The 24,573-nt window shown below is 65.5% G+C and carries 28 protein-coding genes and 5 tRNA genes; 13 read left to right on the top strand and 20 right to left on the bottom strand.

Annotation, left to right across the window (positions count from 1 at the left end; translation table 11 throughout):
* Positions 1 to 57 precede the first annotated feature (57 nt).
* The 6 genes from FHR96_RS03090 (at position 58) to FHR96_RS03065 (ending at position 5,403) form a co-directional block, all read left to right on the top strand.
* Entirely contained in the window at positions 58 to 327 is a 270-nt protein-coding gene (locus FHR96_RS03090; RefSeq protein ID WP_183386195.1) for an MmoB/DmpM family protein, read from the top strand.
* Positions 328 to 422: 95 nt separating this feature from the next.
* Positions 423 to 1,934 carry an aromatic/alkene/methane monooxygenase hydroxylase/oxygenase subunit alpha gene (locus FHR96_RS03085; protein WP_183386194.1) on the top strand — a complete coding sequence of 504 codons (1,512 nt, stop codon included), beginning with the start codon at positions 423 to 425 and terminating at the stop codon, positions 1,932 to 1,934.
* A 13-nt stretch (positions 1,935 to 1,947) separates the two neighbouring features.
* Positions 1,948 to 2,310 carry a phenol hydroxylase subunit P4 gene (locus FHR96_RS03080; RefSeq protein WP_183386193.1) on the top strand — a complete coding sequence of 121 codons (363 nt, stop codon included), beginning with the start codon at positions 1,948 to 1,950 and terminating at the stop codon, positions 2,308 to 2,310.
* 15 nt (positions 2,311 to 2,325) lie between these two features.
* Complete coding sequence (locus FHR96_RS03075) at positions 2,326 to 3,393, top strand: NADH:ubiquinone reductase (Na(+)-transporting) subunit F (RefSeq protein ID WP_183386192.1); 1,068 nt, start codon at positions 2,326 to 2,328, stop codon at positions 3,391 to 3,393.
* A gap of 94 nt (positions 3,394 to 3,487) precedes the next feature.
* Positions 3,488 to 4,432 carry a catechol 1,2-dioxygenase gene (gene catA, locus FHR96_RS03070; RefSeq protein ID WP_183386191.1) on the top strand — a complete coding sequence of 315 codons (945 nt, stop codon included), beginning with the start codon at positions 3,488 to 3,490 and terminating at the stop codon, positions 4,430 to 4,432.
* A 71-nt stretch (positions 4,433 to 4,503) separates the two neighbouring features.
* Positions 4,504 to 5,403, top strand: a complete 900-nt coding sequence (locus FHR96_RS03065; RefSeq protein ID WP_183386190.1) for a SphA family protein — start codon at positions 4,504 to 4,506, stop codon at positions 5,401 to 5,403.
* A 52-nt stretch (positions 5,404 to 5,455) separates the two neighbouring features.
* Here FHR96_RS03065 and FHR96_RS03060 read toward each other — a convergent pair whose 3' ends face one another.
* The 4 genes from FHR96_RS03060 to FHR96_RS03045 form a co-directional block, all read right to left on the bottom strand.
* Positions 5,456 to 6,190, bottom strand: coding sequence for an RNA methyltransferase (locus FHR96_RS03060; protein WP_183386189.1), 735 nt, complete (start codon positions 6,188 to 6,190; stop codon positions 5,456 to 5,458).
* 205 nt (positions 6,191 to 6,395) lie between these two features.
* Entirely contained in the window at positions 6,396 to 8,042 is a 1,647-nt protein-coding gene (groL, locus tag FHR96_RS03055; RefSeq protein WP_183386188.1) for a chaperonin GroEL, read from the bottom strand.
* A 58-nt stretch (positions 8,043 to 8,100) separates the two neighbouring features.
* Positions 8,101 to 8,394: a co-chaperone GroES gene (locus FHR96_RS03050; protein WP_097788920.1), complete on the bottom strand. Its 294-nt coding sequence runs from the start codon at positions 8,392 to 8,394 to the stop codon at positions 8,101 to 8,103.
* Positions 8,395 to 8,596: 202 nt separating this feature from the next.
* On the bottom strand, positions 8,597 to 9,109 hold the full coding sequence (locus tag FHR96_RS03045; RefSeq protein ID WP_183386187.1) for an FxsA family protein: 513 nt from the start codon (positions 9,107 to 9,109) through the stop codon (positions 8,597 to 8,599).
* 188 nt (positions 9,110 to 9,297) lie between these two features.
* On the opposite strand from FHR96_RS03045, the gene FHR96_RS03040 reads away from it, so the two are divergent.
* Entirely contained in the window at positions 9,298 to 10,059 is a 762-nt protein-coding gene (locus tag FHR96_RS03040; protein ID WP_183386186.1) for an SDR family oxidoreductase, read from the top strand.
* Between the two features lie 237 nt (positions 10,060 to 10,296).
* Here the strand turns inward: FHR96_RS03040 and FHR96_RS03035 are convergent, their stop codons facing one another.
* The gene (locus FHR96_RS03035; RefSeq protein ID WP_183386185.1) at positions 10,297 to 10,578 is read right to left on the bottom strand and encodes a ComEA family DNA-binding protein; all 282 of its coding nucleotides are present in this window, start codon (positions 10,576 to 10,578) and stop codon (positions 10,297 to 10,299) included.
* Between FHR96_RS03035 and FHR96_RS03030 the strand changes: the two genes are divergently transcribed.
* Both FHR96_RS03030 and pyrF read left to right on the top strand, forming a co-directional pair.
* Positions 10,577 to 10,741: a hypothetical protein gene (locus tag FHR96_RS03030; protein ID WP_183386184.1), complete on the top strand. Its 165-nt coding sequence runs from the start codon at positions 10,577 to 10,579 to the stop codon at positions 10,739 to 10,741. The two genes, FHR96_RS03035 and FHR96_RS03030, sit on opposite strands and share 2 nt — an antisense overlap.
* Before the next feature lie 39 nt (positions 10,742 to 10,780).
* Complete coding sequence (gene pyrF, locus FHR96_RS03025) at positions 10,781 to 11,482, top strand: orotidine-5'-phosphate decarboxylase (RefSeq protein ID WP_183386183.1); 702 nt, start codon at positions 10,781 to 10,783, stop codon at positions 11,480 to 11,482.
* A gap of 10 nt (positions 11,483 to 11,492) precedes the next feature.
* Here pyrF and lapB read toward each other — a convergent pair whose 3' ends face one another.
* Genes lapB through FHR96_RS22555 form a run of 3 tightly spaced genes read right to left on the bottom strand, consistent with a single transcriptional unit; the run spans position 11,493 to position 13,614 of the window.
* Entirely contained in the window at positions 11,493 to 12,677 is a 1,185-nt protein-coding gene (gene lapB / locus FHR96_RS03020; protein WP_183386182.1) for a lipopolysaccharide assembly protein LapB, read from the bottom strand.
* Between the two features lie 2 nt (positions 12,678 to 12,679).
* Entirely contained in the window at positions 12,680 to 12,985 is a 306-nt protein-coding gene (locus FHR96_RS03015) for a lipopolysaccharide assembly protein LapA domain-containing protein (protein WP_183386181.1), read from the bottom strand.
* A 53-nt stretch (positions 12,986 to 13,038) separates the two neighbouring features.
* Positions 13,039 to 13,614: an integration host factor subunit beta gene (locus tag FHR96_RS22555; RefSeq protein WP_281378364.1), complete on the bottom strand. Its 576-nt coding sequence runs from the start codon at positions 13,612 to 13,614 to the stop codon at positions 13,039 to 13,041.
* On the opposite strand from FHR96_RS22555, the gene FHR96_RS03005 reads away from it, so the two are divergent.
* Together FHR96_RS03005 and FHR96_RS03000 are read left to right on the top strand one after the other, a co-directional pair.
* Positions 13,547 to 13,840, top strand: a complete 294-nt coding sequence (locus FHR96_RS03005; protein ID WP_183386179.1) for an FAD assembly factor SdhE — start codon at positions 13,547 to 13,549, stop codon at positions 13,838 to 13,840. The genes FHR96_RS22555 and FHR96_RS03005 overlap by 68 nt on opposite strands.
* A complete protein-coding gene (locus FHR96_RS03000) occupies positions 13,800 to 14,198 on the top strand; it encodes a hypothetical protein (protein WP_183386178.1) in 399 nt (132 codons plus the stop codon). Before FHR96_RS03005 ends, FHR96_RS03000 begins: the two co-directional genes overlap by 41 nt.
* Positions 14,199 to 14,205: 7 nt before the next feature.
* On the opposite strand, the gene nadB is transcribed toward FHR96_RS03000, so the two are convergent.
* From nadB to uvrY, 8 genes are all read right to left on the bottom strand, one after another.
* Complete coding sequence (nadB, locus tag FHR96_RS02995; RefSeq protein ID WP_183386177.1) at positions 14,206 to 15,792, bottom strand: L-aspartate oxidase; 1,587 nt, start codon at positions 15,790 to 15,792, stop codon at positions 14,206 to 14,208.
* Positions 15,773 to 16,930 carry an FUSC family protein gene (locus FHR96_RS02990; RefSeq protein WP_183386176.1) on the bottom strand — a complete coding sequence of 386 codons (1,158 nt, stop codon included), beginning with the start codon at positions 16,928 to 16,930 and terminating at the stop codon, positions 15,773 to 15,775. Before FHR96_RS02990 ends, nadB begins: the two co-directional genes overlap by 20 nt.
* Positions 16,931 to 16,979: 49 nt before the next feature.
* Positions 16,980 to 17,066: transfer RNA gene (locus FHR96_RS02985), tRNA-Leu, on the bottom strand.
* Between the two features lie 29 nt (positions 17,067 to 17,095).
* A tRNA-Cys gene (locus FHR96_RS02980) sits at positions 17,096 to 17,169 on the bottom strand.
* Between the two features lie 28 nt (positions 17,170 to 17,197).
* Positions 17,198 to 17,272 (bottom strand) — tRNA-Gly (locus tag FHR96_RS02975).
* Positions 17,273 to 17,334: 62 nt separating this feature from the next.
* Positions 17,335 to 17,883, bottom strand: coding sequence for a CDP-diacylglycerol--glycerol-3-phosphate 3-phosphatidyltransferase (gene pgsA / locus FHR96_RS02970; RefSeq protein ID WP_183386175.1), 549 nt, complete (start codon positions 17,881 to 17,883; stop codon positions 17,335 to 17,337).
* Positions 17,884 to 17,952: 69 nt separating this feature from the next.
* Positions 17,953 to 19,767: an excinuclease ABC subunit UvrC gene (gene uvrC, locus FHR96_RS02965; RefSeq protein ID WP_183386174.1), complete on the bottom strand. Its 1,815-nt coding sequence runs from the start codon at positions 19,765 to 19,767 to the stop codon at positions 17,953 to 17,955.
* A 180-nt stretch (positions 19,768 to 19,947) separates the two neighbouring features.
* Positions 19,948 to 20,586: a UvrY/SirA/GacA family response regulator transcription factor gene (gene uvrY / locus FHR96_RS02960; protein ID WP_183386173.1), complete on the bottom strand. Its 639-nt coding sequence runs from the start codon at positions 20,584 to 20,586 to the stop codon at positions 19,948 to 19,950.
* Positions 20,587 to 20,797: 211 nt separating this feature from the next.
* Between uvrY and FHR96_RS02955 the strand changes: the two genes are divergently transcribed.
* Together FHR96_RS02955 and FHR96_RS02950 are read left to right on the top strand one after the other, a co-directional pair.
* Positions 20,798 to 20,873 (top strand) — tRNA-Ala (locus FHR96_RS02955).
* Positions 20,874 to 21,038: 165 nt separating this feature from the next.
* Positions 21,039 to 21,114 (top strand) — tRNA-Ala (locus tag FHR96_RS02950).
* A 167-nt stretch (positions 21,115 to 21,281) separates the two neighbouring features.
* Here FHR96_RS02950 and FHR96_RS02945 read toward each other — a convergent pair.
* The 4 genes from FHR96_RS02945 to FHR96_RS02930 form a co-directional block, all read right to left on the bottom strand.
* The gene (locus tag FHR96_RS02945; protein ID WP_183386172.1) at positions 21,282 to 22,040 is read right to left on the bottom strand and encodes an SDR family NAD(P)-dependent oxidoreductase; all 759 of its coding nucleotides are present in this window, start codon (positions 22,038 to 22,040) and stop codon (positions 21,282 to 21,284) included.
* A gap of 146 nt (positions 22,041 to 22,186) precedes the next feature.
* On the bottom strand, positions 22,187 to 22,873 hold the full coding sequence (locus FHR96_RS02940) for a type 1 glutamine amidotransferase domain-containing protein (protein ID WP_183386171.1): 687 nt from the start codon (positions 22,871 to 22,873) through the stop codon (positions 22,187 to 22,189).
* A 115-nt stretch (positions 22,874 to 22,988) separates the two neighbouring features.
* Entirely contained in the window at positions 22,989 to 23,798 is an 810-nt protein-coding gene (gene dkgB, locus FHR96_RS02935; RefSeq protein ID WP_183386170.1) for a 2,5-didehydrogluconate reductase DkgB, read from the bottom strand.
* Positions 23,799 to 23,821: 23 nt separating this feature from the next.
* The gene (locus FHR96_RS02930) at positions 23,822 to 24,418 is read right to left on the bottom strand and encodes an NAD(P)H-dependent oxidoreductase (protein WP_183386169.1); all 597 of its coding nucleotides are present in this window, start codon (positions 24,416 to 24,418) and stop codon (positions 23,822 to 23,824) included.
* Positions 24,419 to 24,573 lie beyond the last annotated feature (155 nt).

Raw genomic sequence — 24,573 nt, 5'->3', positions numbered from 1 at the left:
CGCCTCTCTCGATCTTGGACGTCAACCCCGATTTTCTTGCCAATGGAGTACCCGCTCATGTCACGCGTCTTTATCGCCCTGCAGGACAACGAGAATGCCCGCTTCATCGTCGAGGCGGTGACCGAGGACAACCCAAGTGCCGAGGTCAAGCACAGCCCGGCGATGGTGCGCATCGAAGCCGACGATCGTCTGACCATCCTGCGCGAAACGGTGGAAGAAAAGCTGGGGCGAGACTGGGACACCCAGGAGCTGCAGGTCGACCTGATCAGCCTTGGCGGCAACGTCGACGAGGACGACGACAGCTTCACTCTCTACTGGAACACCTGAGCCGTTGTGGATCGGCCATACGCCGGTTCCACACGAATGCGCCAGCCAATCATCTGCCAACAGCCAGCCAATAATAACGGCGAGGAGCCTTCCCCATGAACGCCAAGACCAGCAAGCGCCTCAACATGAAGGAGCGCTACCGGATCATGACCCGTGACCTGGACTGGGAACCCAGCTACCAGCGCTACGAGGACATCTTTCCCCAGGAGAGCTTCGAGGGCATCAAGATCACCGACTGGAGTCAGTGGGAGGATCCGTTCCGCCTGACCATGGACAACTACTGGAAATTCCAGGCGGAGAAGGAGCGCAAGCTGTACGCCATTTTCGACGCGGTGTCGCAGAACAACGGCCAGATGAAGATCAGCGACCCGCGTTACCTGAATGCGGTCAAGCTGTTCATCACCGCCGTGACCCCGCTGGAGTACAACGCCTACAAGGGCTATGCCCGGGTGGGCCGCCAGTTCGGTGGTGTCGGCGCGCGCATCGCCTGCCAGATGCAGTCCATCGACGAGCTTCGCCACACCCAGACCCAGATCCATGCCATGAGCCACTACAACAAGTATTTCGGTGGCATGCATGACTTCCCGCACATGTTTGACCGGGTGTGGTACCTGTCGGTACCCAAGTCGTTCTTCGAGGACGCCTCCACGGCCGGCCCCTTCGAATTCCTGACCGCGATCTCGTTCTCCTTCGAGTACGTGCTGACCAACCTGCTGTTCCTGCCGTTCATGTCGGGTGCCGCCTACAACGGCGACATGAACACCGTGACCTTCGGCTTCTCGGCGCAGTCCGACGAGGCGCGGCACATGACCCTGGGGCTCGAGATCATCAAGTTCATCCTCGAACAGCACGAGGACAACGTGCCGATCGTCCAGCGCTGGCTCGACAAGTGGCTGTGGCGCGGTTATCGGCTGCTGTCGATCGTCGGCATGATGATGGACTACATGTTGCCCAACAAGGTGATGTCCTGGGCCGAGGCCTGGACGATGTACTACGAGGAAGCCGGCGGCGCGCTGTTCAAGGAGCTCGAGCGCTACGGCATTCGTCCGCCCAAGTACGCCGAGCAGACCGTTACCGGCAAGCACCACGTCAGCCACCAGGCCTGGTTCATCTTCTACCAGTACGGCCATGCCACCGCCTTCAATACCTGGATTCCCACCGCCAAGGAGATGGACTGGCTGTCGGAGAAGTATCCCGACACCTTCGACCGCCTCTACCGGCCGCGCTTCGAGCTGCTGGCCGAGAAGGCCGCCCGCGGCGAGCGCTTCTACAACAATACCCTGCCGCAGCTGTGCCAGGTGTGCCAGATCCCGCTGTCAATCACCGAGCCGGACGACGACACCCTGCTCAGCCATCGTGACACCGTGCACGAGGGCGAGCGCTACCACTTCTGTTCCGACGGCTGCCGCGACATCTTCCAGCACGAGCCGGAGAAGTACGTCCAGGCCTGGCTGCCGGTGCACCAGATCCTGCAGGGCAACTGCGGTGGCGCCGATCTCGAGAAGGTGATCGGCGACTACTACCGGATCGAGATGGGCGAGGACAACCTCGACTTCGAGGGCTCCGCGGAGCAGCGCCGCTGGAACGCGTGGAAACAGGCCGTCTGAGGAGGCAACGATCATGAGCGTGCAAGCCAACTATGCGAACTACCGGGGCCCGGTGCGTGACCGCGCCGAGAACTTCCACGGCCAGCAACTGGTGTACGTGATGTGGGAGCGCCACCTGCTGTTCTGCGCCCCGCTGACCTTTCTCGCCGACCCGGCGATGTCCTTCGATGCGTTCCGCGACGAGGTGCTGGCACCGGCGCTGGCGCCGCATCCCGAGAGCGAGGTGCTGGACTTCACCGAGGCGCGCTGGCGTCTCGATGGCGAGGACGTCACTCCGCGGGGCGAGGCTTCGCTTGCCGACAACGGCATCGGACACAAGTCTCAGCTGCGCCTGATCACGCCGCGGCTGTCCGAGCTGGCCGATGCGGCCATCTGAGGGGAGGAGAGTGTCATGAGCTATGAAGTGACCATCGAACCCACCGGCGAGATCGTCGAGGTGGAGGAGGGGCAGACCCTGCTCGACGCCGCCCTGCGCCAGGGCGTGTGGCTGCCCTTCGCCTGCGGCCACGGCACCTGCGGCACCTGCAAGGTGCAGGTGCTGGAAGGTGAAGCCGAAGTCGGCGAGGCCTCGTCTTTTGCGCTGATGGACATGGAGCGTGACGAGGGGTTTCGCCTGGCCTGCTGCTGTCGCCCCGAGAGCGACCTGGTGATCGAGGCGGACGTCGACGAGGACCCGGACTTCGCCGGTCATCCGGTGCAGGATTGGACGGCCACGGTCAGTACCATCGCCGACCTGACCCCGACCATTCGAGAGATTCGTCTGACACTTCCCGGCGAGGGCATGGCCTTCCAGGCCGGTCAGTACATCAACCTGCAGGTGCCGGGCGTGGAGGGCACCCGGGCCTTTTCCATCGCCACGGCGCCGGGCACCCCCAACGAGATTGCGCTGCACGTGCGCAGGGTCGAGGGAGGGGCCGCCACCACTTGGCTCCACGAGCAGCTGGAGGAGGGCCAGGCGCTGGAGCTCAGCGGCCCCTATGGCCAGTTCTTCGTGCGCAAGTCCGATCCCAAGGACGTGATCTTCATCGCTGGCGGCTCGGGGCTTTCGAGCCCTGAATCGATGATCCTCGACCTGCTCGACGACCCCGAGGACACCCGGCGCATCACCCTTTTCCAGGGCGCACGCCATCTCGCCGAGCTCTACCACCGTGAGCGCTTCGAGGCGCTCGCCGCCGAGCACCCACGCTTTGACTACGTGCCGGCGCTCAATGCGCCGCTGGACGATGACGCCTGGGACGGCGTCGTAGGCTTCGTCCACGATGCCGCCATTGCGCACTTCGATGGTCGCTTCAGCGAGCACAAGGCCTACCTGTGCGGCCCACCGCCGATGATCGAATCGGCCATCGGCGCGCTGATGAAGGGGCGGCTGTTCGAACGCGACATCCACATGGAGCGCTTCCTTACCGCCGCCGACGGTGCCGAGACCCAGCAGCGTTCGGCCCTGTTCAAACGGATCTAGCGCAAACGCATTTAGCGAAAACGGATCCCGCACCGGGGAATCCAGGCCACGGCCTTGGGCCGTTGATCACAAGAATCACAAGGAGCCACTCACCATGACCGTCAATATTTTCGACACCCCGGACGTCCAGGACTTCCTGACAGCCGTCGCCGGCCTGGAGCAGGCCGGCGGAAGCGAGCGCGCCAAGCGGATCCTGCACCGCCTGGTGTCCGACCTTTACCGGCTGATCGATGACTTCGACGTCACCCCCGAGGAGTTCTGGTCCTCGGTCAGCGTGCTCAACGAGCTGGGCCAACAGACCCAGTTCGGGCTGCTGGCCCCGGGGCTGGGCTTCGACCACTATCTGGACATGCGCATGGATGCCGAGGACGAGGCGCGTGGCCTGACCGGCGGCACGCCGCGCACCATCGAAGGCCCGCTGTACGTCGCCGGTGCTCCCGAGGCCGAGGGCGTCACGCGCATGGACGACGGCAGCGACCCCGAGGCCGAGGCGATGTGGCTGACCGGCCGGGTGCGCGACACCGACGGCCAGCCGATCGTCGGGGCCAAGGTCGAGATCTGGCACGCCGACGCCAAGGGTAACTATTCGTTCTTCGACCCGACCCAGAGCGACTATCACCTGCGGCGTACCATCCTCACCGACGCCGAAGGGCGCTATCGGGCACGCAGCATCATCCCGTCCGGTTACGGTGTGCCGGATGGCAGCCCCACCGACCGGGTGCTCAAGCTGCTCGGCCGCCACGGCCAGCGTCCGGCGCATATCCACTTCTTCGTCTCCGCCCCTGGGCACCAGCATCTGACCACCCAGATCAACCTGGCCGGTGACCCTTACACCTACGACGATTTTGCCTTCGCCACCCGCGAGGAGCTGGTGGTGGCGGGCACGCGCATCGAGGACGCCGTCGAGGCTGACAAGCGTGGCTTCGACGGGGCGTTCACCGAGGTGGTCTTCGACGTCGCGCTGACCAGGACCGACGCTCACGCGCTGCAGAGCCGTCATGCCCGCCCCCGGGCCCTGCAAGACGCGACCGCCGGCTGAGCTCGGCACCACAACGCGCGCCGGTGCCGCGCCGGCACCGGCCGATCATAACGACAACAAGGGACCTCCCCATGACACACAAGGTCACGCTAGCCCTCGGGCTGGCACTGGGCGGCTGCGCCCTGTCTTTCGCCGCCCAGGCCGCCAATGGCCACTACGTCCCCGGCGTCGAGGGACTCGATGGTCCGGTGGTACCACCGCCCGGGCTCTACTACCGCGGCTATCTGGTGCACTACGACATCGACAGCCTGCGCGATGGTGACGGCGACGCCGTGCCGAGGCGCAATACCGGCGAGGTCAACGCCCTGGTCAACCGCGTCGTCTGGGTGAGCGACAAGCGCTTCCTCGGCGCCGACGTAGGCATGGAGGCGATCGTGCCGGTGCTGCACACGTCGCTCGATTTCAATGTCGCCGGTATCGATGAAAGTGACAGCGGCGTCGGCGACGTCTTCCTGAGTCCGCTGGTGCTGGGCTGGCACGGTGAGCGCTGGGATGCGGTGGCCGCCGCCGGCTACTGGTTTGCCAGCGGCGACTTCGATGCCGACCGGCCGGCCTCGCCGGGAAAGGGCTACGGCTCCACCATGTTGACGCTGGGCGGTGCCTGGCACCTGGATGCCGAGAAGCGCTGGACCGTCTCGGCGCTGTCGCGTTACGAGATCCACGGCGAGCAGGATGACACCGGCATCACCCCCGGCGACAGCCTGACGCTGGAGTGGGGGATTGGCCATCGCCTGACCGGCGGCCTCAAGCTGGGGTTGGTGGGGTATGATGCCTGGCAGCTCGAGGCGGACGATGGCGTAGCGCCCGGCCTGGCCAACGACAAGGCCGAGCAGCACGCCGCGGGTGCGGAGGTCGGCTACTTCTGGCCGTCGCTGACCCTCGGGCTCAACGGTGCCTACTACCACGAGTACGACAACCGGGACCGGCCTGAGGGGGATCTGTTCAGGGTCACCTTGACCAAGCGTTTCTGAGGCGCATGGACAGGGTTCGAGATGCGACGGCGGCTCATCGGAGCCGCCGTTGTCATTTCTCGATGATCTGTCGTTCCAGCGAGCTCAGCAGGCCGCGCAGCAGCGAGAGTTCCTTGCGTGAGGGTTGGGCGCGGGCGAACAGCGCCTGCAGCTGCTCCTCGGTTCGGGCATGGGGCTGGGTGATGAAACCGCTGGCCTGCATGAGGCGCGACAGATGGTCATGGAAGTGGCCGAGCTGTTCGCGGGTCGGTTGGCGATCATGCGATGGCCGGGGCGCGCGGAAGTTGCTGTCGGGGCGTTGGCGCCAGGCGCGGAACGTCTCGTAGGCCAGTACCTGGACGGCCTGCGAGAGGTTGAGGACGCCGTAGTCCGGATTCGCGGGAATGCTGACCTGGTGGCTGCAGCAGCGAATCTCGTCGTTGGTCAGGCCGAAGCGCTCGCGACCGAACACCAGGGCCACCGGATCGTCGGCGGCGTTGCCGACCACGGCCTCTGCCATCTCGGCAGGTTCATCGAAGTGGGGCAGCGGCATGCTGCGCAGCCGGGCGCTGGCGCCGACGACCTGGACGCAGTCGCTCACCGCCGCCTCGAGGGAGTCCACGACTCGGGCACCCTCGACCACGTCCTCGGCACCGGCGGCCAGGCGGCTGGCCTCGGGGTCCGGGAAACAGCGGGGATTGACCAGCACCAGATCGGTGAGCCCCATGGTTTTCATGGCCCGCGCCGAGGCGCCGATATTGCCAGGGTGATAGGTCTGGACGAGGACGATACGAATGTTCGGCAACATAGATAAAAGAGGCAAGGAAGAAGAGGGAAGAGTCAGCGAATTGACCGGGTGATTCATGCCGTCAGCGATTCTACCTTGTCCTTCTTCCTTCTTCCTTCTTCCTTCTTGCATCCTTGCATCCTTGCATCCTTGCATCGACGAAAGAGCCCCCCGCCGGTCTCCCGGCGGGGGGCTCGATCAGGCCAGGCCTGGGGCAGGGGGCAGGTTACATCATGCCGCCCATGCCACCCATGCCGCCCATGCCGCCCATGTCGGCGCCACCGGCTTCCTTCTCGTCCGGGTCGTCGGCGATCATGCACTCGGTGGTGATCATCAGGCCGGCGACGGAGCCAGCGGACTGCAGCGCGGAGCGGGTGACCTTGGCCGGGTCCAGCACGCCCATCTCGAACAGGTCGCCGAACTCGCCGGTCTGGGCGTTGTAGCCGAAGTTGCCCTCACCGTCCTTGACGCGGTTCAGGATGACGGAAGCCTCCTGACCGGCGTTGGTGACGATCTGACGCAGCGGCGCTTCCATGGCGCGCACGGCGATGGCGATGCCGTGGGTCTGGTCTTCGTTGTCGCCCTTGAGGCCGGCGACCTTGGTCAGCACGCGGATCAGGGCAGTACCACCACCGGGCACCACGCCTTCCTCGACGGCGGCGCGAGTGGAGTGCAGGGCGTCCTCGACGCGGGCCTTCTTCTCCTTCATCTCCACTTCGGTGGCGGCACCGACGCGGATCACGGCCACACCGCCGGCCAGCTTGGCGACGCGCTCCTGGAGCTTCTCGCGATCGTAGTCGGAGGAGGTCTCCTCGATCTGGGCACGGATCTGGTTGACGCGGGCCTCGATGTCACCGTCCTGGCCGGCGCCATCGATGATGGTGGTGTTCTCCTTGGACATGGTCACGCGCTTGGCGGTGCCCAGGTGGTCCAGGGTGGCCTGCTCGAGGTCCAGACCCACTTCCTCGGAGATCACGGTGCCGCCGGTCAGGATGGCGATGTCCTGCAGCATGGCCTTGCGACGGTCGCCGAAGCCCGGGGCCTTGGCGGCCGCGACCTTGACGATGCCGCGCATGGTGTTGACCACCAGGGTGGCCAGGGCTTCGCCTTCGATGTCCTCGGCGATGATCACCAGCGGCTTGCCGGCCTTGGCGACGGCCTCGAGGGTCGGCAGCAGTTCGCGGATGTTGGAGACCTTCTTGTCCACCAGCAGGATGAACGGGTCTTCCAGTTCCACGGCCATGGTGTCCTGGTTGGTCACGAAGTACGGTGACAGGTAGCCACGGTCGAACTGCATGCCTTCCACGACGTCCAGCTCGTCTTCGAAGCCACGGCCTTCGTCGACGGTGATGACGCCTTCCTTGCCGACCTTCTCCATGGCTTCGGCGATGATGCGGCCGATGTTGGTGTCGCCGTTGGCGGAGATGGTGCCGACCTGGGCGATGGCGTTGGAGTCGGTGCAGGGCACGGCCAGCTCACCGATTTCCTTGACGGCGGCGTGCACGGCCTGATCGATGCCGCGCTTGAGGTCCATCGGGTTCATGCCGGCGATCACGCCTTTCAGACCCTCGTTGACGATGGACTGGGCCAGCACGGTAGCGGTGGTGGTGCCGTCGCCGGCGACATCAGAGGTCTTGGAAGCGACTTCCTTGACCATCTGCGCGCCCATGTTCTCGAACTTGTCCTTGAGCTCGATCTCCTTGGCCACGGAGACGCCGTCCTTGGTCACGGTCGGTGCGCCGAAGGACTTCTCCAGGACCACGTTGCGGCCTTTCGGGCCGAGGGTGGCCTTGACGGCGTTGGCCAGGGTGTCGACGCCCTTGGCCATGCGGGTGCGGGCATCGCTGGAGAACTTGACTTGTTTCGCTGCCATTTTGGTTTGCTTCCTGTGAGTTCGTGAACGTCAGTTTCGAGCGTATGGCGGTCGCGGCTCAGCCTTCGACGACGGCCAGGATGTCGGATTCGCTCATGATCAGCACTTCCTCGCCGTCGATCTTCTGCTTCTCGACGCCGAAGCCATCCTTGAAGATCACGGTGTCGCCGACCTTGACGTCGAGCGGACGCACGTCACCGCTTTCCAGAATCCGGCCGTTACCGACGGCGAGGACTTCGCCACGTGTCGGTTTTTCCTGGGCGCTGCCCGGGAGCACGATGCCGCCTGCGGTTTTCTGCTCTTCTTCAACGCGACGGATGACGACGCGATCGTGCAAGGGACGGATGTTCATTGCTCACGTTCTCCTGATGGTTTGCTGTGCCGGGCGTCGCTGCCGCGGCGGTTTCATCATCAACCCGCAGGCTGGGCTACGGGCGAAGGCGTCTGCCTTCCGTGTGGATGATCCCGGCGGGCCGGGACCGAAGCTCGTTGCTGTCGGATAAGTGGGGCTGGCCGATGGGCTTTCAAGCCCCCCTTGGAAAATTTTTTGACGTTCAGCCGCGCCGCTCGTCGTGGGCGATGAAATCACCCTCCAGCGGTTCGCCGGCTTGGTCGGTCGAGGAGGACCGCTGGGCAGACGGCTCGTCGGCCTGCTGCCAGTCGGCGTCGTGCCCCTGGCGGGGGCGATAGCTCCCGGCCTGGACATGCACGCCCTGTAGCCGCATCCCGAGGCGCCCGAGCAGCTTGCCGAGCAGTCGGCGGGCATCGGGTATCAGGCACATGAAGCCCAGGGCGTCGGAGAGGAAGCCCGGGGCCATGAGCAGGGCGCCACCGAAAATCAGCGCCGCGCCGGTAAGCAGCTCGCTGGAAGGCAGTTCGCCCCGCGCCATGCGTTCCTGTGCGCGGGCGAAGGTGGCGACCCCCTCGCGGCGAATCAGATGCAGGCCGAGGAAGCCGGTGCCCAGCACCAGGGCCAGGGTGGTCAGCAGGCCGATATGGCTGCCGACGGTGAACAGCAGCACGAAGTCGAGCAGGGCGAAGACGGTGAAGAGAGCGAGAAAAGGCATGGTGGCTCCGCGTTGGCGATTAGTCGGGAGGTGGGGGCGCGGACGGTGAAAATCAAGCCGCTGCGAGCGCGACCAAAAGAGGATGTTGCAACGCAGCAGACGGGGTAGGCTAATGAAGTACCTCCTGGCAGCGGTGGCTTGCCCAGCGAGCCGACCGCACACATGACACCCTCGATGGGAGAACAGCCATGACACTCCAAGATTGCATCATCGCCATCACCGGCGGGGCGCGGGGCCTGGGCCTGGCGATGGCCGAACGACTGGGCAGGGAAGGCGCGATCCTGGCGCTGCTCGATCGAGACGGCGAGCAGTTGGACGAGGCCGTGGGCCGCCTGGCGGACGCAGGCATCACGGCGCGAGGTTTCGTCGTCGACGTGGCCGACGAGGGCTCGGTGACGGCGGCCTTCTCCGCGGTCACCGAGGCGCTGGGTCCGCTGGACGGCTTGGTCAACAATGCCGGGATCGTGCGCGACGGGTTGCTGGTCAAGGCGCGCGACGGAGAAGTGCTGGAGACGCTGTCGCTGGAACGCTGGCGCCAGGTGATCGACGTCAACCTGACGGGGGTCTTCCTGTGCGGTCGGGAGGCGGCGGCGCGAATGGTCGAGGCCGGTCGCCCGGGTGTGATCGTCAATATCTCCAGCGTGGTTCGCGGGGGCAACGTGGGCCAGAGCAACTATGCGGCGGCCAAGGCCGGCGTCGCCTCGCTGACCGTGACCTGGGCCCAGGAGCTGGCACGCCACGGCATCCGGGTGGGAGCGGTGGCGCCGGGTTTCATCGAGACCGAGATGACGGCGGAGCTGCGCGAGGACATACGCGAGCGCATCACTGGCGGCATCCCGCTGGGGCACATGGGACAACCCGACGATATTGCCGAGAGCGTGGCGTTCATCTTTGCCAATGACTATTTCACCGGGCGAGTCGTGGAGTGTGACGGCGGGCTCAGGGTATAGCCTCAGGGGGGACTGATGGACTGCGGGCGAAGGACGCCGTCGGCACATGCTGTCGTAGACGGTGGCCTGTTCAGTGAGGAGAACGCGTACCGTCGACGGCCATGATGTCGAGCGCCGCCATCGACTCGGTGTTTTCCCGGGCGGCCCGTGCCGGAGGTGGGTGGCAAGCCTGGCGGCCCAGGGGGCCGCCAGCATGTCGGGATCAGCCTCTGATTCGAGGTGCCAGAATTCGCGGCGCTAGAAGGTGACCTGGTCAGCGAGCCCCTCCACGGTGGCCTCGCCAATACCGCTGACCCGGGCCAGGTCGTTGGCCGACTCGAAGGGCCCATTGGCTTCGCGATCCTTGACGATGGCGGCGGCTTTCGTCTCGCCGATGCCCGGCAGCTCGGCCAGCAGGGCGGCATCGGCGGTATTGACGTTGATCGGGGTGGCGTTCTCCTGGGCGAGCGTCGGAGTGGCCAGTCCCAGCATCATCATCAGGCACAGTGCAGCGACGCCTTCCTTGGATATCATTTTCATGAGCGACATCTCCAGCAGTTTTAAGGTAGGTGCTCTCATGGCACCTGTCTTCAACCTAGTGCCGGGGTGCCTGTCGCCATGTCAGCCGATGGTGATGCGTGATTCCGGTGATCAAGGACGGGATTGCGACGAGATCAGCCGACGTGTGATGGAACATGGCTGATATACTGCGCGGGTTCATTTCGTTGCCAGGAGCCAGCCCGTGCCCACCGTGTCTCCCCTGATCATCGCCCTTGACTACGCCTCTCTGGATGCCGCCCTGTGCATGGCCGATCGCCTGGATCCGGCGCGCTGCCGAGTCAAGGTTGGCAAGGAGCTGTTCACCCGCAGCGGCCCCGATGTGCTCGAAGCCTTGCACGGGCGTTGCTTCGAGGTGTTTCTGGACCTCAAGTTTCATGACATCCCCAACACCGTGGCCGGCGCCGTACAGGCGGCGGCCGAGCAGGGCGTATGGATGGTCAACGTCCACGCCGGTGGCGGTCGGCGAATGATGGAGGCGGCCAAGCAGCGCCTGGTCCAGCACGGCCTCTCGACTCACCTGATCGCGGTGACAGTCCTGACCAGCATGGCGGCCGAGGATCTGGCCGAGGTGGGCGTCGGCGTATCGCCCGCCGAGCAGGTTGAGCGGCTGGCGATACTGGCTCGCGACAGCGGCATGGACGGCGTCGTGTGCTCGGCACAGGAAGCCGAGCGTCTGCGGGCACTGTGCGGCGATGGCTTTCTCAAGGTCACGCCAGGCATTCGACCGGCGACGGCGGAGGCCGGCGATCAGCGGCGCGTGATGACGCCGGCGGCGGCCATGGGCGCCGGGAGTACCCACCTGGTGGTGGGCCGGCCGGTGACTCAGGCCGACGATCCCATGGCAGCGCTGAGCGCTATCGAGGCCGAGCTGGCGGCCGGCTGAAGCGGTACGGCTATTCGCCTTCGATGCCGGTGATCGGCTTGGTGGTGCCCCAGCTGCGACAGCGGGGGCACTGCCAGTGGAGCTGTTCGCCGCTGAATCCGCAGCGCCGGCAACGGTGGCGAGGCAGGGCCTTGAGCAGGGTGTGGGTATGGCGCTGAAGCAGCTCGATGCGCCGGTCCACGCGGGAACCTTCCTGCTGATGGTAGAGGCGAATCAGGTAGTCGACAGCACCGAGGCTCGGTGAGCGCTCGAGTTCGCGGGTCAAGAGGGTCAGCGCGGCTTGAGTATCGCCATGGTGGCGGCACAGCGTCTCGGCGAGCAGGATGATGACGCTGGTATAGGGAGCGATCTCGAGCAGCGATTCGAGATGACGGATCAGGCCGACCTCGTCATCGAGCAGGCGATAGGCGCGGGCGAGCGGCTCGAGCAGGGTGGGAATGAAGGTCTTGTCCTGCTCGGGAATGCGTTGCAGCAGGCGGATTGCCTGGCGATAGTGCCCGGTATCCAGTGCCATCTCGGCCAGCAGCAGGTTGGCGCGAACGCAGCGCCGGTCAGTGGCCAGGGCCTGCTTGAGGTGACGGTTCGCCAGGGCCGGGCTCGCCGACCGGCGTTCCTGCACGGCGAGTTCACATAGCCAGTGTGCGGCGGCGCGGCGCACATCGTCGCTTTCCTTCACCAGTGCCGGCTGGGCCACGTCGAGCGCCTGCTGGAATTCGCCTTCTCGCTCCAGCAGGTCGACCAGCAGATGCCTGGCCGCCTGACGATGCTCGTCGTGCTGGCTATCCTTGACCAGCGTCTGCAGCAGTCGCTCGGCGCGATCCAGCAAGCCCAGTTGAAGGAAGTCGCGCGAGAGTTCCAGTTGCACCCGGTCGCTCTGTTCGGCACTGAGGGTGGGACGTGCCAGCAGGTTCTGATGAATCTTCACCGCTCGGTCGGCCTCGCCGCGCGAACGGAACAGGTTGCCCAGGGCGATGTGGGTCTCGATGGTGTCGCTGTTGACTTCCAGGGCGCCGATGAAGGTTTCGATGGCGCGGTCCTGCTGGTCGTTGAGCAGGTAGTTCAGGCCCACGAAGTAGTCGCGGGCCAGGGTTGGGGATGACCCATTGGTATCGGTGGCCCGCCGTTCGCGGCGGCCCAGCCACCAACCGATGGCGACCGCTGCCAACAATAGGGCCAGCAGCAGAACATCGGGCATGCTCAGGGCAGTTCCTTCATCTCCTGGATACGCAGCTTGTCGAGTTCCTTGCGTTGCTGCTGATTGTGGCGTTGGGCTCGGGTCAGCAGGGCGCGCAGACGCAGATATACGCCGCTCATGGCGAGCATGCCAAGGAAGACACCGACGGCAAGAGAAGCCAGCAGCCAGACGGAGAGCGAGGCCGGCGGCAGTTCGATCCAGATCAGGTTAAGAGGAAGAGACTGCTGGTTGTTGACGGCGAAGAGGATGCCGACCAGCAGCACCACCAGCAGGATGACGGCCAGGATCAGGCCTTTGAGCCAACGCATGTATGAATTCCCGTATCGAGTTGAAGGAGGGGAGGCCGGCGCGTGACCGGCGGTCAGTAACCGAGGGCGCGACTGGCGTCCACCTGTTCGCGCAGCTCCTTGCCGGGCTTGAAGTGTGGCACGAACTTGCCGTCGAGCGCGACCGGTTCGCCGGTCTTGGGGTTACGGCCGATGCGCGGCTCGCGGTAGTGCAGCGAGAAACTGCCGAAACCGCGGATTTCGACGCGCCCACCGTCTGCCAAGGTGTCGGTGATGTCGTCGAGGATCATGCGGACGGCGGCCTCGACGTCCTTGACGGACAGCTCCGGCTGTCGCATGGCAATCTGTTCGATCAGTTCGGACTTGGTCATCGGCTCTCTCCGTGCTGTCCAGGCCTGGACCGAGGCGGCTCTAGGCGATCGTCTCTCAAAGCATACTGTGCAACTCTCGATAAAACAACGCACTAGACCGCTGGCCCCCGAAACGGCAACGGAAGGGGGGATGTATCCAACGGGGGCTATCCCGGGGTTGGGGGGGCTCGGGTATACTGTGCCCTCACTCACGCAATCGACGAGGCCGACCTTGAACGATGATTCGTCTGCGGCAGCCGCCCTCCGCAAGCGCCTGTATTGGCATTCCCGTCGCGGCATGTGGGAGCTTGACCTGCTGCTGATTCCCTTCCTCGAGCAGCGCTATGACGACCTCGACGAGCGCGATCAGACCGCCTACCGGATACTGATCGACGAAGAGGACCAGGATCTCTTCGCCTGGTTGATGCGCCGTGAATGGCCCGAGGAGCCCGAGCGTCGCCGTATCGTCAAGATGATCGTCGAGCATGCCGAGACCACCGATAACGATCACTATCGCACCCTCTAGAGCGTCGCTGCTCGCCCAGTGTCTGGTGGCACTGGGTGTCGTGGGATGGCTGGGGGGATACGCCCCCGGCTGGGTCACGCTGCTGGCGGCCTCGAGCCTGGCGGCTCTCCTCTTGCTCGACGTGCGGCGCTGTCCCGCTGGCCAGCTTCGTCACCAGCCTCGGGATGGTGGCGTTGCGCAGTGGGCCTGGCGCGAGTCGGGTTGCCAGGAATGGCGGGAGACGGCGCTGCGCTGCGACTATCTCGGCCCCTTGCTGATCGGCCTGCGCCTCGACGGGCGGCGTCTCTGGCTATGGCCGGACAGCAGCGATGCCGAGTCGCTGAGGCAGTTGCGCCGGATGCTGGTCAGCCTGCCCTAGGCGTCTGTCAGGTTCGCTCGGTGTCGAGGTCGCTCAGGTGGACCCGAGATGCTTGGGGTGCCGCGTCGCCATGCAGCGGGCAGTCGGGGTTGAAGTGCAGGCCCCGGGACTCGCGGCGTGCAGTGGCGCTGGCCACGGTGAGTCGTGCCAGGCGCAGGGCATGCCACAAGCTCGCGAGCTCGACGCTTGGCACGGCATCGGCCAGGCGCGGTGCCAGGCGGTCAGTGAGTTCGGCCAGGCACCGGGCTGCCTCATCGAGTCCGCTGTCGCGGCGCACGATGGCCACGCGGGCGCTCATGACCTCACGCAGCTCGGCCAGCAGCGCCAGGCATTCTTCCTCGGATATCCGCGCGCTGCCGGCCTGCCAGGGCGTCAGCGGAGCCTCGTTGGCCGGCCTGGCATGACGCAGTCGCCGTGCGCAGCTGCGTGCGAAGGCCAGGCATTCCAGCAGAGAATTGCTGGCCATGCGATTGGCGCCGTGCAGGCCGGTGCCGGCGACCTCGCCGACGGCGTAGAGGCGTGGCACCGTGGTGGCGCCCTCGAGACTGGTGCTGATCCCGCCACAGCTATAGTGGGCCGCGGGTACTACCGGAATGGGAGCGCTGGCAATGTCGATCCCTCGGCTCAAGCAATGGGCATGGATGGTGGGAAAGTGGTGGCGGATGGCCGCCTCGCCCAGGTGACGGATGTCGAGCCAGACGTGCCCCTGTCCGCTGCGCTGCATCTGAGCGTCGATGGCGCGGGCCACCACGTCGCGCGGCGCCAGCTCGGCGCGCGAATCGACGTCCGGCATGAAGCGTCGGCCCTCGACATCGAGCAGCAGCCCTCCTTCGCCGCGCACCGCCTCGCTGATCAGGAAGGGCGGGCCGTCGGGATCGAAGAGACAGGTGGGATGAAACTGCTGGAACTCCAGGTTCATCAGCTCGGCGCCTAGCTCGGCGGCCATCATCATGCCCTCGCCACAGGCCGGATTCGGGCTGGTGGTATGTCGGAACAGGCCGCTGGCGCCGCCAGTGGCCAGGACGGTGTCGTCGGCTCGCAGCTCGTGCAGTTGCCCTGCCGCATCGAGGCAACGGGCGCCGCGACACTGGCCGGCGCGGTCGCCGATCAGGCCGATGGCGGTCAGGTCGGTGCGCAGTCGGATCGCCGGATGGGCCTCGACATGCCGGCGTAGCGTCTCGACCACGGCGCGGCCGGTGGCGTCGTCGGCATGGATGATGCGCCGCGCACCGTGGCCGCCTTCCCGGGTCAGGTGATAGGGGTAGCCGGCGTTCGGGTCAGGATCCGGCGTGAAGGGGACGCCCAGAGACAGCAGCCAGGCAATGGCCGCGGGGCCTTGCTCTACGGTGAAGCGTACCGCTGCCTCGTCGCACAGGCCGTCCCCGGCGATCAGGGTGTCGGCCACGTGGGCCTCGATGTCGTCGTCCGGCGACAAGACGGCCGCGATGCCGCCCTGCGCCCAGCGGCTGGCCCCCAGGCCGTCGCGAGCTGGCTGCAGCAGCGTCACGGGGCGTCGATCGGCGACTTCCAGGGCCAGCACCAGGCCGGCGATGCCACCGCCGATGATCAGCACTTCATGCTTGCCGTCGTTCATCCGGGCTGTCCTTGTGTTGGGAATCTGTCGTGTCGCGAGGGGAGAGCAGGCCGTGTCGCTTGGCGCCCTTGCGCAGCCGCCGGCTAGGCAAGCGTTCCAGGCTGCCCAGGCGCTCGATGAGCTCACCGGTCAGGCGGGCCAGTTCGCGATTCAGCCACAGGTAACCGCTGGGGCTGAACAGACGGCGTCCGTCGCTGCCATAGGCATCGTTGGCCAGGTCTGCATGCCGCTGCAGGTCGAAGGGAGTGAGTACCACCTCGATGGGGCGGCCGGTGCGAACCTGGAAGGCCAGGGTGCCGATGCCGCGAGCCAGAGTGTGTTGCTGGTCACGCAGGCCCTGCATGGCGTCGATGCGCTCATGGCCGGCGCGGGTGTTCCAATGGGTCTCGAGCAGCAGCTCGATGGTCGAGAACATGCGCCGCTGCAGGGAGATGAGGTCGTCCTGTTCGCCGCGGGTGAGGCGGTGCTCACGATGGATGGCATCGACCAGGCCGCGCTGTTTCACCAGCAGTTTGCTGCATGCCTTGAGCAGGCTTCGCGTATCGAGATCGACGGGAGCGCTGGCCGAGGTGTGGGCGTGATAGAGGCGTGCCATGTGGTCCAGGTTGTCCGCCATGGCAAAACGCAGCAGATCGGTCGCCTTGTGTGGCAGGACCAGCACTGTGACGCCGATCCCGATCAGGGTACCCAGCAGCACGTTCAGGCTGCGCCACAGGGCCACGTCCAGTTCAGGGGTGCCGCCGCCGACCACCAGCAACAGGCTGATGGTGAACATCAGCCCTCCATAGCCATAGCGCTTGGCGAAGGTGGTCCAGGTCGCCACGGCGATGCCAGCCAGGGTGCCGAGAGGCAGCAGGCCGGGCCAGGGCAGTGGGAGGATGATCAACATCAGGCCCCACAGTGCGCCCAGTAGAGTACCGAGCAGGCGCTGGCGTCCCTTGTCGAGCACGCCACCGATATGCGGCAGGTTGCCCATGACCATGACGGTGCTGACCAGGGCCCAGCCTCGATGGGGAATATCGAAGGGTTCGGTGATGGCGTAGGCGATGACCAGTGCCAAGGCGACGCGCAGCACATGGAGAATGCGGCGATGGCGATTGGTGAAGTAGGGGTCGCGTAGCAGGCGCGCCAGCTTCATGAGCGTGATATACCGTTCGCGTGCCGGCTCTGGAGGGTCGGGGAAATCATGGTGCCCGGAGCCGGGCTCGAACCGGCACGGTGTTGCCACCGAGGGATTTTAAGTCCCTTGCGTCTACCAATTTCGCCATCCGGGCGGGGTTCGAGCGGGCAGCTAAAGGAATGATGGAGGCTGGAGTCGGAATCGAACCGGCGTACACGGAGTTGCAGTCCGCTGCATAACCACTCTGCCATCCAGCCTCATGAGTCAAGCCATTCGTATGTTGAATGGAGCGGGAAACGAGATTCGAACTCGCGACCCTCGCCTTGGCAAGGCGATGCTCTACCACTGAGCTATTCCCGCTTGACTCGAGGACGTATTATACGGATAAGTCGGTGACTGTCAAACGCTTTTCTCGCTTGGCGCTACATCGAGTCACTCAGGTGCGGCCAGGCGGCACGCAGGTACTGGATCATCGACCACAGGGTCAGCAGGGCCGCCGCATAGAGGGTGACCACACCCAGTACGGCGATCGGCGTGTCTGGCGTGAAAGCCAGCAGCAGCAGCAGGGCGATCATCTGCAGCGTCGTCTTTACCTTGCCGATCCACGATACCGCGACCTTGCCACGCTTACCCATCTCGGCCATCCATTCGCGCAGCGCAGAGATGACGATCTCGCGGCCGATGATCACCAGCGCCGGCAGGGTGAGCCAGCTGGCGTCATAGCGTTCGATGAGCAGGGCCAGGGCGACGGCCACCATCAGCTTGTCGGCCACCGGATCGAGGAAGGCACCGAAGGGCGTCGACTGGTCCCAGCGGCGAGCCAGGTAGCCGTCCAGCCAGTCGGTCACCGAGGCCAGGGCGAACAGTCCTGCGGCCACCGGCATGCTCCACGAGAAGGGCAGGTAGAACAGTACCACCAGCAGCGGGATGAAGAAGATTCTGGCCAGGGTCAGGAGGTTGGGGATGTTCATCGGAGCTGCGGTCCTTGCCTGAGGTGGGAGATGCCGAGTATCAGGCCATTCTATCCGGCTCGGCCACGCTCATCCATGCAGGGCGCGATGAATCGTCTCGGCGAGGGTGGCGCTGATGCCGGGAACCCGGGCCAGTTCCTCGCGGCTGGCCTGGCGCACGCCGTGCAGTCCGCCGAAGAAGCGCAGCAGCTCACGACGGCGGCGCGGGCCGACGCCGGGAATGTCCTGCAGGGTGGAGGTGCGTCGAGTCTTGTCGCGACGCGCTCGATGTCCGGCGATGGCGAAGCGGTGTGATTCGTCGCGAATATGCTGCAGCAGGTGCAGCGCCGGCGACGCGCCATCGAGGTCGAGGGTTCGGTCGACGGTCTCGAGGTAGAGCGTTTCCAGGCCGGCCTTGCGGGTGCTGCCCTTGGCCACGCCCAGCAGCATGACGCCGCTTACCCCGAGCTCGGCGAATACGTCGCGGGCCATGTTCAACTGGCCCTTGCCACCGTCTACCACCAGGATGTCCGGCCGTTCGCCCTCGCCGTCGGCAAGCCGGCGGAAGCGGCGGGTCAGGGCCTGACGCATGGCGGCGTAGTCGTCGCCGGGTTCCACGCCCTCGATGTTGAATCGGCGGTAGTCGGACTTGCGCGGGCCATCGGGGTCGAACACCACGCAGGAGGCCACCGTGGCCTCGCCATGGCTATGACTGATATCGAAGCACTCCAGCCGGGTCGGCACCGTTTCCAGCCCCAGGGCTTCGCGCAGTGCTTCGAAGCGCTTTGCCAGCTTGGTCTGGCTGGCCAGCTGGCCGGCCAACTGCTGTTCGGCGTTGGTGCGCGCCAGTTCACGCCACTGCGCGCGGTGGCCGCGCACCTGGTCGGTGACGCGGATGCGCTTGCCGGCCCGTTCGCCCAGGGCGCTAGCCAGCAGCTCGGTGTCGGGCAGCGAGTGGCTGGTGATGATCTCGCCGGGAATCTCGCGTGCCTGGCCGAGATAGAATTGGCTGACGAACTCCCCCAGCAGCGCTTCCGGCCCCAGGTCCAGGCCGTTGGAGGGCTCGTGATGGCGAGCGCCCAGCAGTCGGCCCTGACGCACCGTGAGTACCGAGATGCACAGCGCGCCGGGACGCGAGGCCAGGGCGAAGACGTCCGCATCGCCGCCACCGGTGTCGACGAACTGGCGCTGCTGAAGTTGACGCAGCTGCTGTATCTGGTCGCGCAGTCGGGCGGCTTCCTCGAACTCGAGAGCCTGGCTGGCCGCTTCCATGTCACGGGTGAGTTCACGGGTTACCGCTTCGCTCTTGCCTTCCAGGCACTGGATCGCGTGCTCCAGATCACGCCGGTAGTCGGCTTCCTCGATGTAGCCCACGCAGGGCGCACTGCAGCGGCCGATCTGGTACTGCAGGCAGGGGCGAGTGCGGTGGGCGAAGACGCTGTCTTCACAGTTGCGGATGCGGAAGATCTTCTGCATCAGCGACAGGCTTTCCCGCACTGCGCCGCTACTGGGGTAGGGGCCCAGGTAACGGCCATCGTCGTGTCGCGTGCGGGCCCGCTTGTATTCCAGTGCCGGGAAAGGATGGCGGTCGGTGACGAAGACGAAAGGGTATGACTTGTCGTCGCGCAGCAGGATGTTGTAGGGCGGCCGCTGCTGCTTGATCAGTGTCTGCTCGAGCAGCAGCGCCTCGGTCTCGCTGTTGGTGACCGTGACCTGGATGTCGGCGATGCGGCCGACCAGTGCCTGGGTCTTGGTATTCAGCGCGCCGCGAAAGTAGCTGGCAAGGCGCGCCTTGAGGCGCCGCGCCTTGCCGACATAGAGCGTCTCGCCGCGTTCGTCGAGCATGCGGTAGACGCCGGGAGCTTGGGTCACGGTGGCCAGGAAATGACGCGAATCGAAACTCATCGGGCGGCGGTGTGGCGAAGATGGAAGCTCATCCTATCAGACTCGTTGCAGGGTGGGGCATTCCATCCATGGCATGTCTGTCGTGCCGGCACCTGGTGCCATGCCCGCTTGCCCGGCCGGCTCGGCACCGAACCGATGCTTGACTGGCCTGGGCGCGTGCACCGTCGTGCCGTGCCGGGGCTAGTTGAAGCCGTCGACCAGGCCGTGACGCAGTCCCAGGTGGGTCAGCTCCACATCGGAATGCACGTCGAGTTTCTCGAAGATGCGATAGCGATAGGTGTTGACGGTCTTGGGACTGAGGAACATGCGGTCGGCAATTTCAGCCACCTTCTGGCAGTTGACGATCATCATCGCCACTTGCAGCTCGCGCTGGGAGAGCTGGTCGAAGGGGTTGTCGCTGGCATCGACCCGCGACAGCACCAGGCGCTGGGCGATATCGGGGCTGACATAGCGCTGCCCGGCAAAGACGTTGCGCACCGCGGTGACCATCTCGTCGTGCTGAGAGCCCTTGCTGATGAAGCCGTGGGCGCCGGCATCCAGCAGGCGCTGGGCGAAGCCTTCCTCGATAAAGGCCGTGAGCACCAGAATTCGTATGTCATGGCTGTAGTGATGGATCTTTCGCGTGGCTTCCAAGCCGCCGATGCCCGGCATACGGATGTCCATCAGCACGATATCGGGCTTGAGTTCACGGGCCAGGCGGATGGACTCTTCGCCATCCGCGGCTTCGCCCACGATCGTGATGTCCGGCTCGTCGTCGAGCAGGTGGGCGATGCTGGTCCTTACCAGGTGGTGGTCGTCGGCAACGAGAACCCTGATCAAGGCAGGTGCTCCTGAAAATGGTGTTGAATGACGCTAAAGCCGAAGACCACGATTCTGGTACGAAGCATTCAGACTCTAGCGTGGCACAACATCGCCCTAAGCGGATTTGGTGTCAATCGAAGACATGTTTTTTCATAATCACGGATTGACGAGTGGACATGATGGTCTTAATATTCGCTCCGTTCTCGCGGCCCAGTCCGACGAGCACAGTGGGGCCTTAGCTCAGCTGGGAGAGCGCAACACTGGCAGTGTTGAGGTCAGCGGTTCGATCCCGCTAGGCTCCACCAACCGAACATCGAAGAGCCGCCGAATGCATCGCATTCGGCGGCTTTTTTCGTATGCGTCCGCATGTATGCTTTTGCGATGAATCTCTTGGGCCTGGGACTTGACGGGAAGGCTGTTCGGGCGTAAAGTACGCCTCGTTCTCGCGGCACAGTCCGACGAGCAACAGTGGGGCCTTAGCTCAGCTGGGAGAGCGCAACACTGGCAGTGTTGAGGTCAGCGGTTCGATCCCGCTAGGCTCCACCAACCGAATACCAAGAAGCCGCCCGATACCACATGGTATCGGGCGGCTTTTTCTTGCGTGCCTGGAGATGTCCCTGGTGTGGATCCGCCGTGTCTTCTGCCAGGCCGACTGTCGGCATGAAGCGACGGAGCCACGGCGGACCCGTCGCCGTGGCTCGATGGGCTCGGGGTCAGTCGCGGTCGATGGCGAAAGGCCCCCAGGCCTGGCGCACCGGCATGACCTCCAGCCGATTGATGTTGACGTGAGCGGGCAGGGTTGCCACATGAAAGATCTGCTCGGCGACATCCTCTGCGCCGAGCGGTGTCGTGTCGCCGTACAGCGTGTCGTGGGCGCCGCGATCGCCGCCGGTGCGCACCAGGGTGAATTCCGTCTCGGCCAGCCCCGGGGCGATATCGGTGACCCGCACGCCGGTGCCCAGCAGGTCGCAGCGCAGGTTGTAGCTGAACTGGCGGACGAAGGCCTTGGTCGCGCCGTAGACATGGTTACCCGGATAGGGTGCGTCGGCGGCCACCGAGCCGACGTTGATGATGCTGCTGCCGGCTCCCTGATCGATCAGTGTCGGCAGCAATGCGTGGGTAACGTTCACCAGACCGCTGACATTGGTGTCGATCATGGTATGCCAATCGTCGAGCGAGACCCGCTGCGCGGGCTGCGGCGCCAGGGCCAGGCCGGCGTTGTTGACCAGACACGTCACCGCGGCGAAGGCCTCGGGCAGGGCATCGATCACCGCTTTCACCTCGTCGGCGTCGCGAACGTCGAGTACCGCGGTATGCACCGGCACCCTGTCCTGCAGTGCTTCGCGCAGCTCGTTCAGGCGCTCCTCGCGTCGGCCGGTGAGCACCAGCGACCAGCCCGCCTCGGCAAAGCGGTGGGCGCAGGCGCGTCCGAATCCCGAGGTGGCCCCGGTGATGAAGGCGATACGGTTCATGGCAGGCTCCTTTTGCGGCATGAGATCGGCGGGGAGGGCCAAGCATAGCGCGTTGTGGCCGCGATGATCGATGGGGCGCCAAGACGACCACGGTCGGCGCCAGTGTGGCGGCGCCGCCCGTGGCGACATGCAGGCGCGAGCCCGGCTCAGCCCTTCAGCGCGTCCATCAGGCAGCGGGCGACCGGCTCAGAGGAGGGCGGATTCTGCCCGGTGATCAGTCGGCCGTCCCGGCGCGTGTAAGGCGCGAAGTCGTCGGCCTTGCTATACCGGCCACCCTTGGCGATCAAGGCGTCCTCCACCAGTTGAGGCACGATGTCGGTCAGGCCCACGGCAGCTTCCTCGCCGTTGGTGAAGCCGGTGACCTCGCGACCCTCGACCAGCGGTTTACCGTGCTCATCGCGAGCGTTGAGCAGCACGATGGGCGCGTGGCATACCGCGGAGACGGGCTTGCCCTGGGCCCAGAAGGCTTCGATCAAGCGGATCGAGTCGGTGTCGTCGACCAGATCCCACAGCGGGCCGTGACCGCCGGGATAGAAGATGGCGTCGAAGTCGTCGGGCCGCATGTCGGCCAGCCTGTGGGTGGCGGCGAGGCGGGCCTTGGCTTCCGGGTCCTGCTGGAAGCGGCGGGTGGCCTCGGTCTGGCTCTCCTCGGCGTCGCTCTTGGGGTCCAGCGGCGGCTGGCCGCCTCTGGGCGAGGCCAGGGTGAGCTCGGCGCCGGCGTCCTGGAAGACGTAGTAGGGGGCGGCCAGCTCCTCGAGCCAGAAACCGGTCTTCTCGCCGGTGTCGCCGAGGCGGTCGTGGGAGGTCAGGACGATCAGAATGCGAGGGGACATGGAAGCGTCTCCTGTCGGGGGACCCATGGTTCGGATCCCGGGTGGCGTGGATCAGCGTGAGCGGTGGCCGCCTTGCACGGCGACGGCCCGCCCCGCAGGGCGAACCGCATGGTCTTCAGTCCCAGTCGGGAGCGAAGTCGGGGTCGGCAATACGCTCGCCCCGGTCGAGAGCGGCGATGGCCTGCATCTCCTCGTCGTCGAGCGTCAGCTCGAAGGCGGCCAGGTTGCTGCGGATGTTGTGGGCCTTGGTGGAGGAGGGAATGGCCACGATGCCTTGCTGATTCAGCCAGGCAAGGGCGATCTGGGCCGGGCTGGCATCGTGGGCCCTGGCGATGCGCACCAGGGTATCGTCCTCCATGACCTTGCCGACGGCCAGCGGCATGAAGGCGGTTACTGCGATGCCATGACGTTCGCAGTGCTCGATCAGCGGTCGATTCTGCAGGAAGGGATGCACCTCGATCTGGTGGGTCAGCAGGGCCCCTTCGCCGAGAATCTCGACGGCCTGGTCGAGCTGCGCGCGGGTGAAGTTGGAGACGCCGATGTTGCGTGCCTTGCCGGCCCGCTGCACCGACTGCAGGGCGCGCAGGTAGTCGGCCATCGGCACCTCGTCGCCGGGCGATGGCCAGTGGATCAGCAGCAGATCGACGTAGCCGGTGCCCAGGCGTTCCAGGCTCTCCTCGACGCTCGCCTCGAGATCGCCGGGCTGCAGGCGGTCGTGCCAGACCTTGGTGGTCAGGAAGACCTCTTCTCGCGGTACCCCGCTGTCGGCGATGGCCTGGCCGACCTCGGCTTCGTTACCGTACATCTGCGCGGTGTCGATGTGACGATAGCCGAGGTCGAGGGCTGCGTGCACGCTCTGCCGGAGGGTCTCGCCCTCGAGGCGAAAGGTGCCGAAGCCGGGGTTGGGCAGTGTGCGGGTCGTCATTGGTCGCTCCTTGGTTCGCGGGTTCAGGCGCTGGTCGGGGCGTCCTCGAAGACGCCCTCCAGGTGTGCTCGATACTCGTTCCGGTGGGTGTCGATGTCCGGTGCCTTGATCACGTCGTTGGCCAGGTAGGTCGGCAGGGCGCTCATGCCGAGGAATTCCATGGCCTTGTGGAACGGGAAGTAGACGGCGTCGACGCCACGCCCCTCGAAGAAATTGCCCGGTGCGTCGAACGCGTCGACCGGCGCATTCCAGGTCAACGACAGCAGGTAGCGCTTGCCCTGCAGCAGGCCGCCGCTGCCGTACTGCCGGGAAGGATCCTGGCGCGAGCGGCCATCGCTGGCGTAGAGCCGGCCGTGGCCTTCGGTCAGCACCTCATCCAGGTAGCGCTTGACGGTCCAGGGCGTGCCCATCCACCAGCCGGGCATCTGGAAGACGATGACATCGGCCCACAGCCACTTTTCGATCTCGGTCTCAAGAGCGTAGCCGTCGTCGATGCGGGTTTCCTGCAAGGCATGGCCCCGCTCGGCGAGGGTGCCGCGGGCGGTGTCGTGCAGGGTGTCGTTGTAGCGGCCGCCGGAGTGGGCATAGGCCTTGGCGCCGTTGAGCAGCAGGATGTTCATGGTCATTCCATTATGTGGCTAATCAATTTCTCTGCCCAACTGTGTGGGCGGTGGCGATGACCTTCAATGCATGGCCAGCGAAAAACACTTTCTCGCGCGGCGTAAAGGTCAGGTTCGGTCGAGCGGGGTGGCGGACTCAGGCAACGGGCATGAAA

Source organism: Halomonas organivorans (assembly GCF_014192055.1).
Taxonomy (GTDB): Bacteria; Pseudomonadota; Gammaproteobacteria; order Pseudomonadales; family Halomonadaceae; genus Halomonas; species Halomonas organivorans.
Note: the sequence above shows the minus strand (reverse complement) of the source record. Positions and strands in the feature narration are given on the sequence as shown.

Coding starts and splice junctions, on each gene's coding strand:
- FHR96_RS03080 (WP_183386193.1), top strand. CDS start 1,948: ATGAGCGTGCAAGCCAACTATGCGAACTACCGGGGCCCGGTGCGTGAC.
- FHR96_RS03030 (WP_183386184.1), top strand. CDS start 10,577: ATGAGCGACATCTCCAGCAGTTTTAAGGTAGGTGCTCTCATGGCACCT.
- nadB (WP_183386177.1), bottom strand. CDS start 15,792: ATGAACGACGGCAAGCATGAAGTGCTGATCATCGGCGGTGGCATCGCC.
- FHR96_RS03060 (WP_183386189.1), bottom strand. CDS start 6,190: ATGTTGCCGAACATTCGTATCGTCCTCGTCCAGACCTATCACCCTGGC.
- FHR96_RS02930 (WP_183386169.1), bottom strand. CDS start 24,418: ATGAACATCCTGCTGCTCAACGGCGCCAAGGCCTATGCCCACTCCGGC.
- FHR96_RS03015 (WP_183386181.1), bottom strand. CDS start 12,985: ATGCGTTGGCTCAAAGGCCTGATCCTGGCCGTCATCCTGCTGGTGGTG.
- FHR96_RS03000 (WP_183386178.1), top strand. CDS start 13,800: ATGCCGAGACCACCGATAACGATCACTATCGCACCCTCTAGAGCGTCG.
- FHR96_RS22555 (WP_281378364.1), bottom strand. CDS start 13,614: ATGCCGCGACGGGAATGCCAATACAGGCGCTTGCGGAGGGCGGCTGCC.
- FHR96_RS02990 (WP_183386176.1), bottom strand. CDS start 16,930: ATGAAGCTGGCGCGCCTGCTACGCGACCCCTACTTCACCAATCGCCAT.
- FHR96_RS03085 (WP_183386194.1), top strand. CDS start 423: ATGAACGCCAAGACCAGCAAGCGCCTCAACATGAAGGAGCGCTACCGG.
- FHR96_RS03040 (WP_183386186.1), top strand. CDS start 9,298: ATGACACTCCAAGATTGCATCATCGCCATCACCGGCGGGGCGCGGGGC.
- FHR96_RS03035 (WP_183386185.1), bottom strand. CDS start 10,578: ATGAAAATGATATCCAAGGAAGGCGTCGCTGCACTGTGCCTGATGATG.
- lapB (WP_183386182.1), bottom strand. CDS start 12,677: ATGCCCGATGTTCTGCTGCTGGCCCTATTGTTGGCAGCGGTCGCCATC.
- FHR96_RS02940 (WP_183386171.1), bottom strand. CDS start 22,873: ATGTCCCCTCGCATTCTGATCGTCCTGACCTCCCACGACCGCCTCGGC.
- FHR96_RS03045 (WP_183386187.1), bottom strand. CDS start 9,109: ATGCCTTTTCTCGCTCTCTTCACCGTCTTCGCCCTGCTCGACTTCGTG.
- FHR96_RS03050 (WP_097788920.1), bottom strand. CDS start 8,394: ATGAACATCCGTCCCTTGCACGATCGCGTCGTCATCCGTCGCGTTGAA.
- uvrC (WP_183386174.1), bottom strand. CDS start 19,767: ATGAGTTTCGATTCGCGTCATTTCCTGGCCACCGTGACCCAAGCTCCC.
- FHR96_RS02945 (WP_183386172.1), bottom strand. CDS start 22,040: ATGAACCGTATCGCCTTCATCACCGGGGCCACCTCGGGATTCGGACGC.
- pgsA (WP_183386175.1), bottom strand. CDS start 17,883: ATGAACATCCCCAACCTCCTGACCCTGGCCAGAATCTTCTTCATCCCG.
- FHR96_RS03090 (WP_183386195.1), top strand. CDS start 58: ATGTCACGCGTCTTTATCGCCCTGCAGGACAACGAGAATGCCCGCTTC.
- FHR96_RS03075 (WP_183386192.1), top strand. CDS start 2,326: ATGAGCTATGAAGTGACCATCGAACCCACCGGCGAGATCGTCGAGGTG.
- groL (WP_183386188.1), bottom strand. CDS start 8,042: ATGGCAGCGAAACAAGTCAAGTTCTCCAGCGATGCCCGCACCCGCATG.
- FHR96_RS03065 (WP_183386190.1), top strand. CDS start 4,504: ATGACACACAAGGTCACGCTAGCCCTCGGGCTGGCACTGGGCGGCTGC.
- catA (WP_183386191.1), top strand. CDS start 3,488: ATGACCGTCAATATTTTCGACACCCCGGACGTCCAGGACTTCCTGACA.
- dkgB (WP_183386170.1), bottom strand. CDS start 23,798: ATGACGACCCGCACACTGCCCAACCCCGGCTTCGGCACCTTTCGCCTC.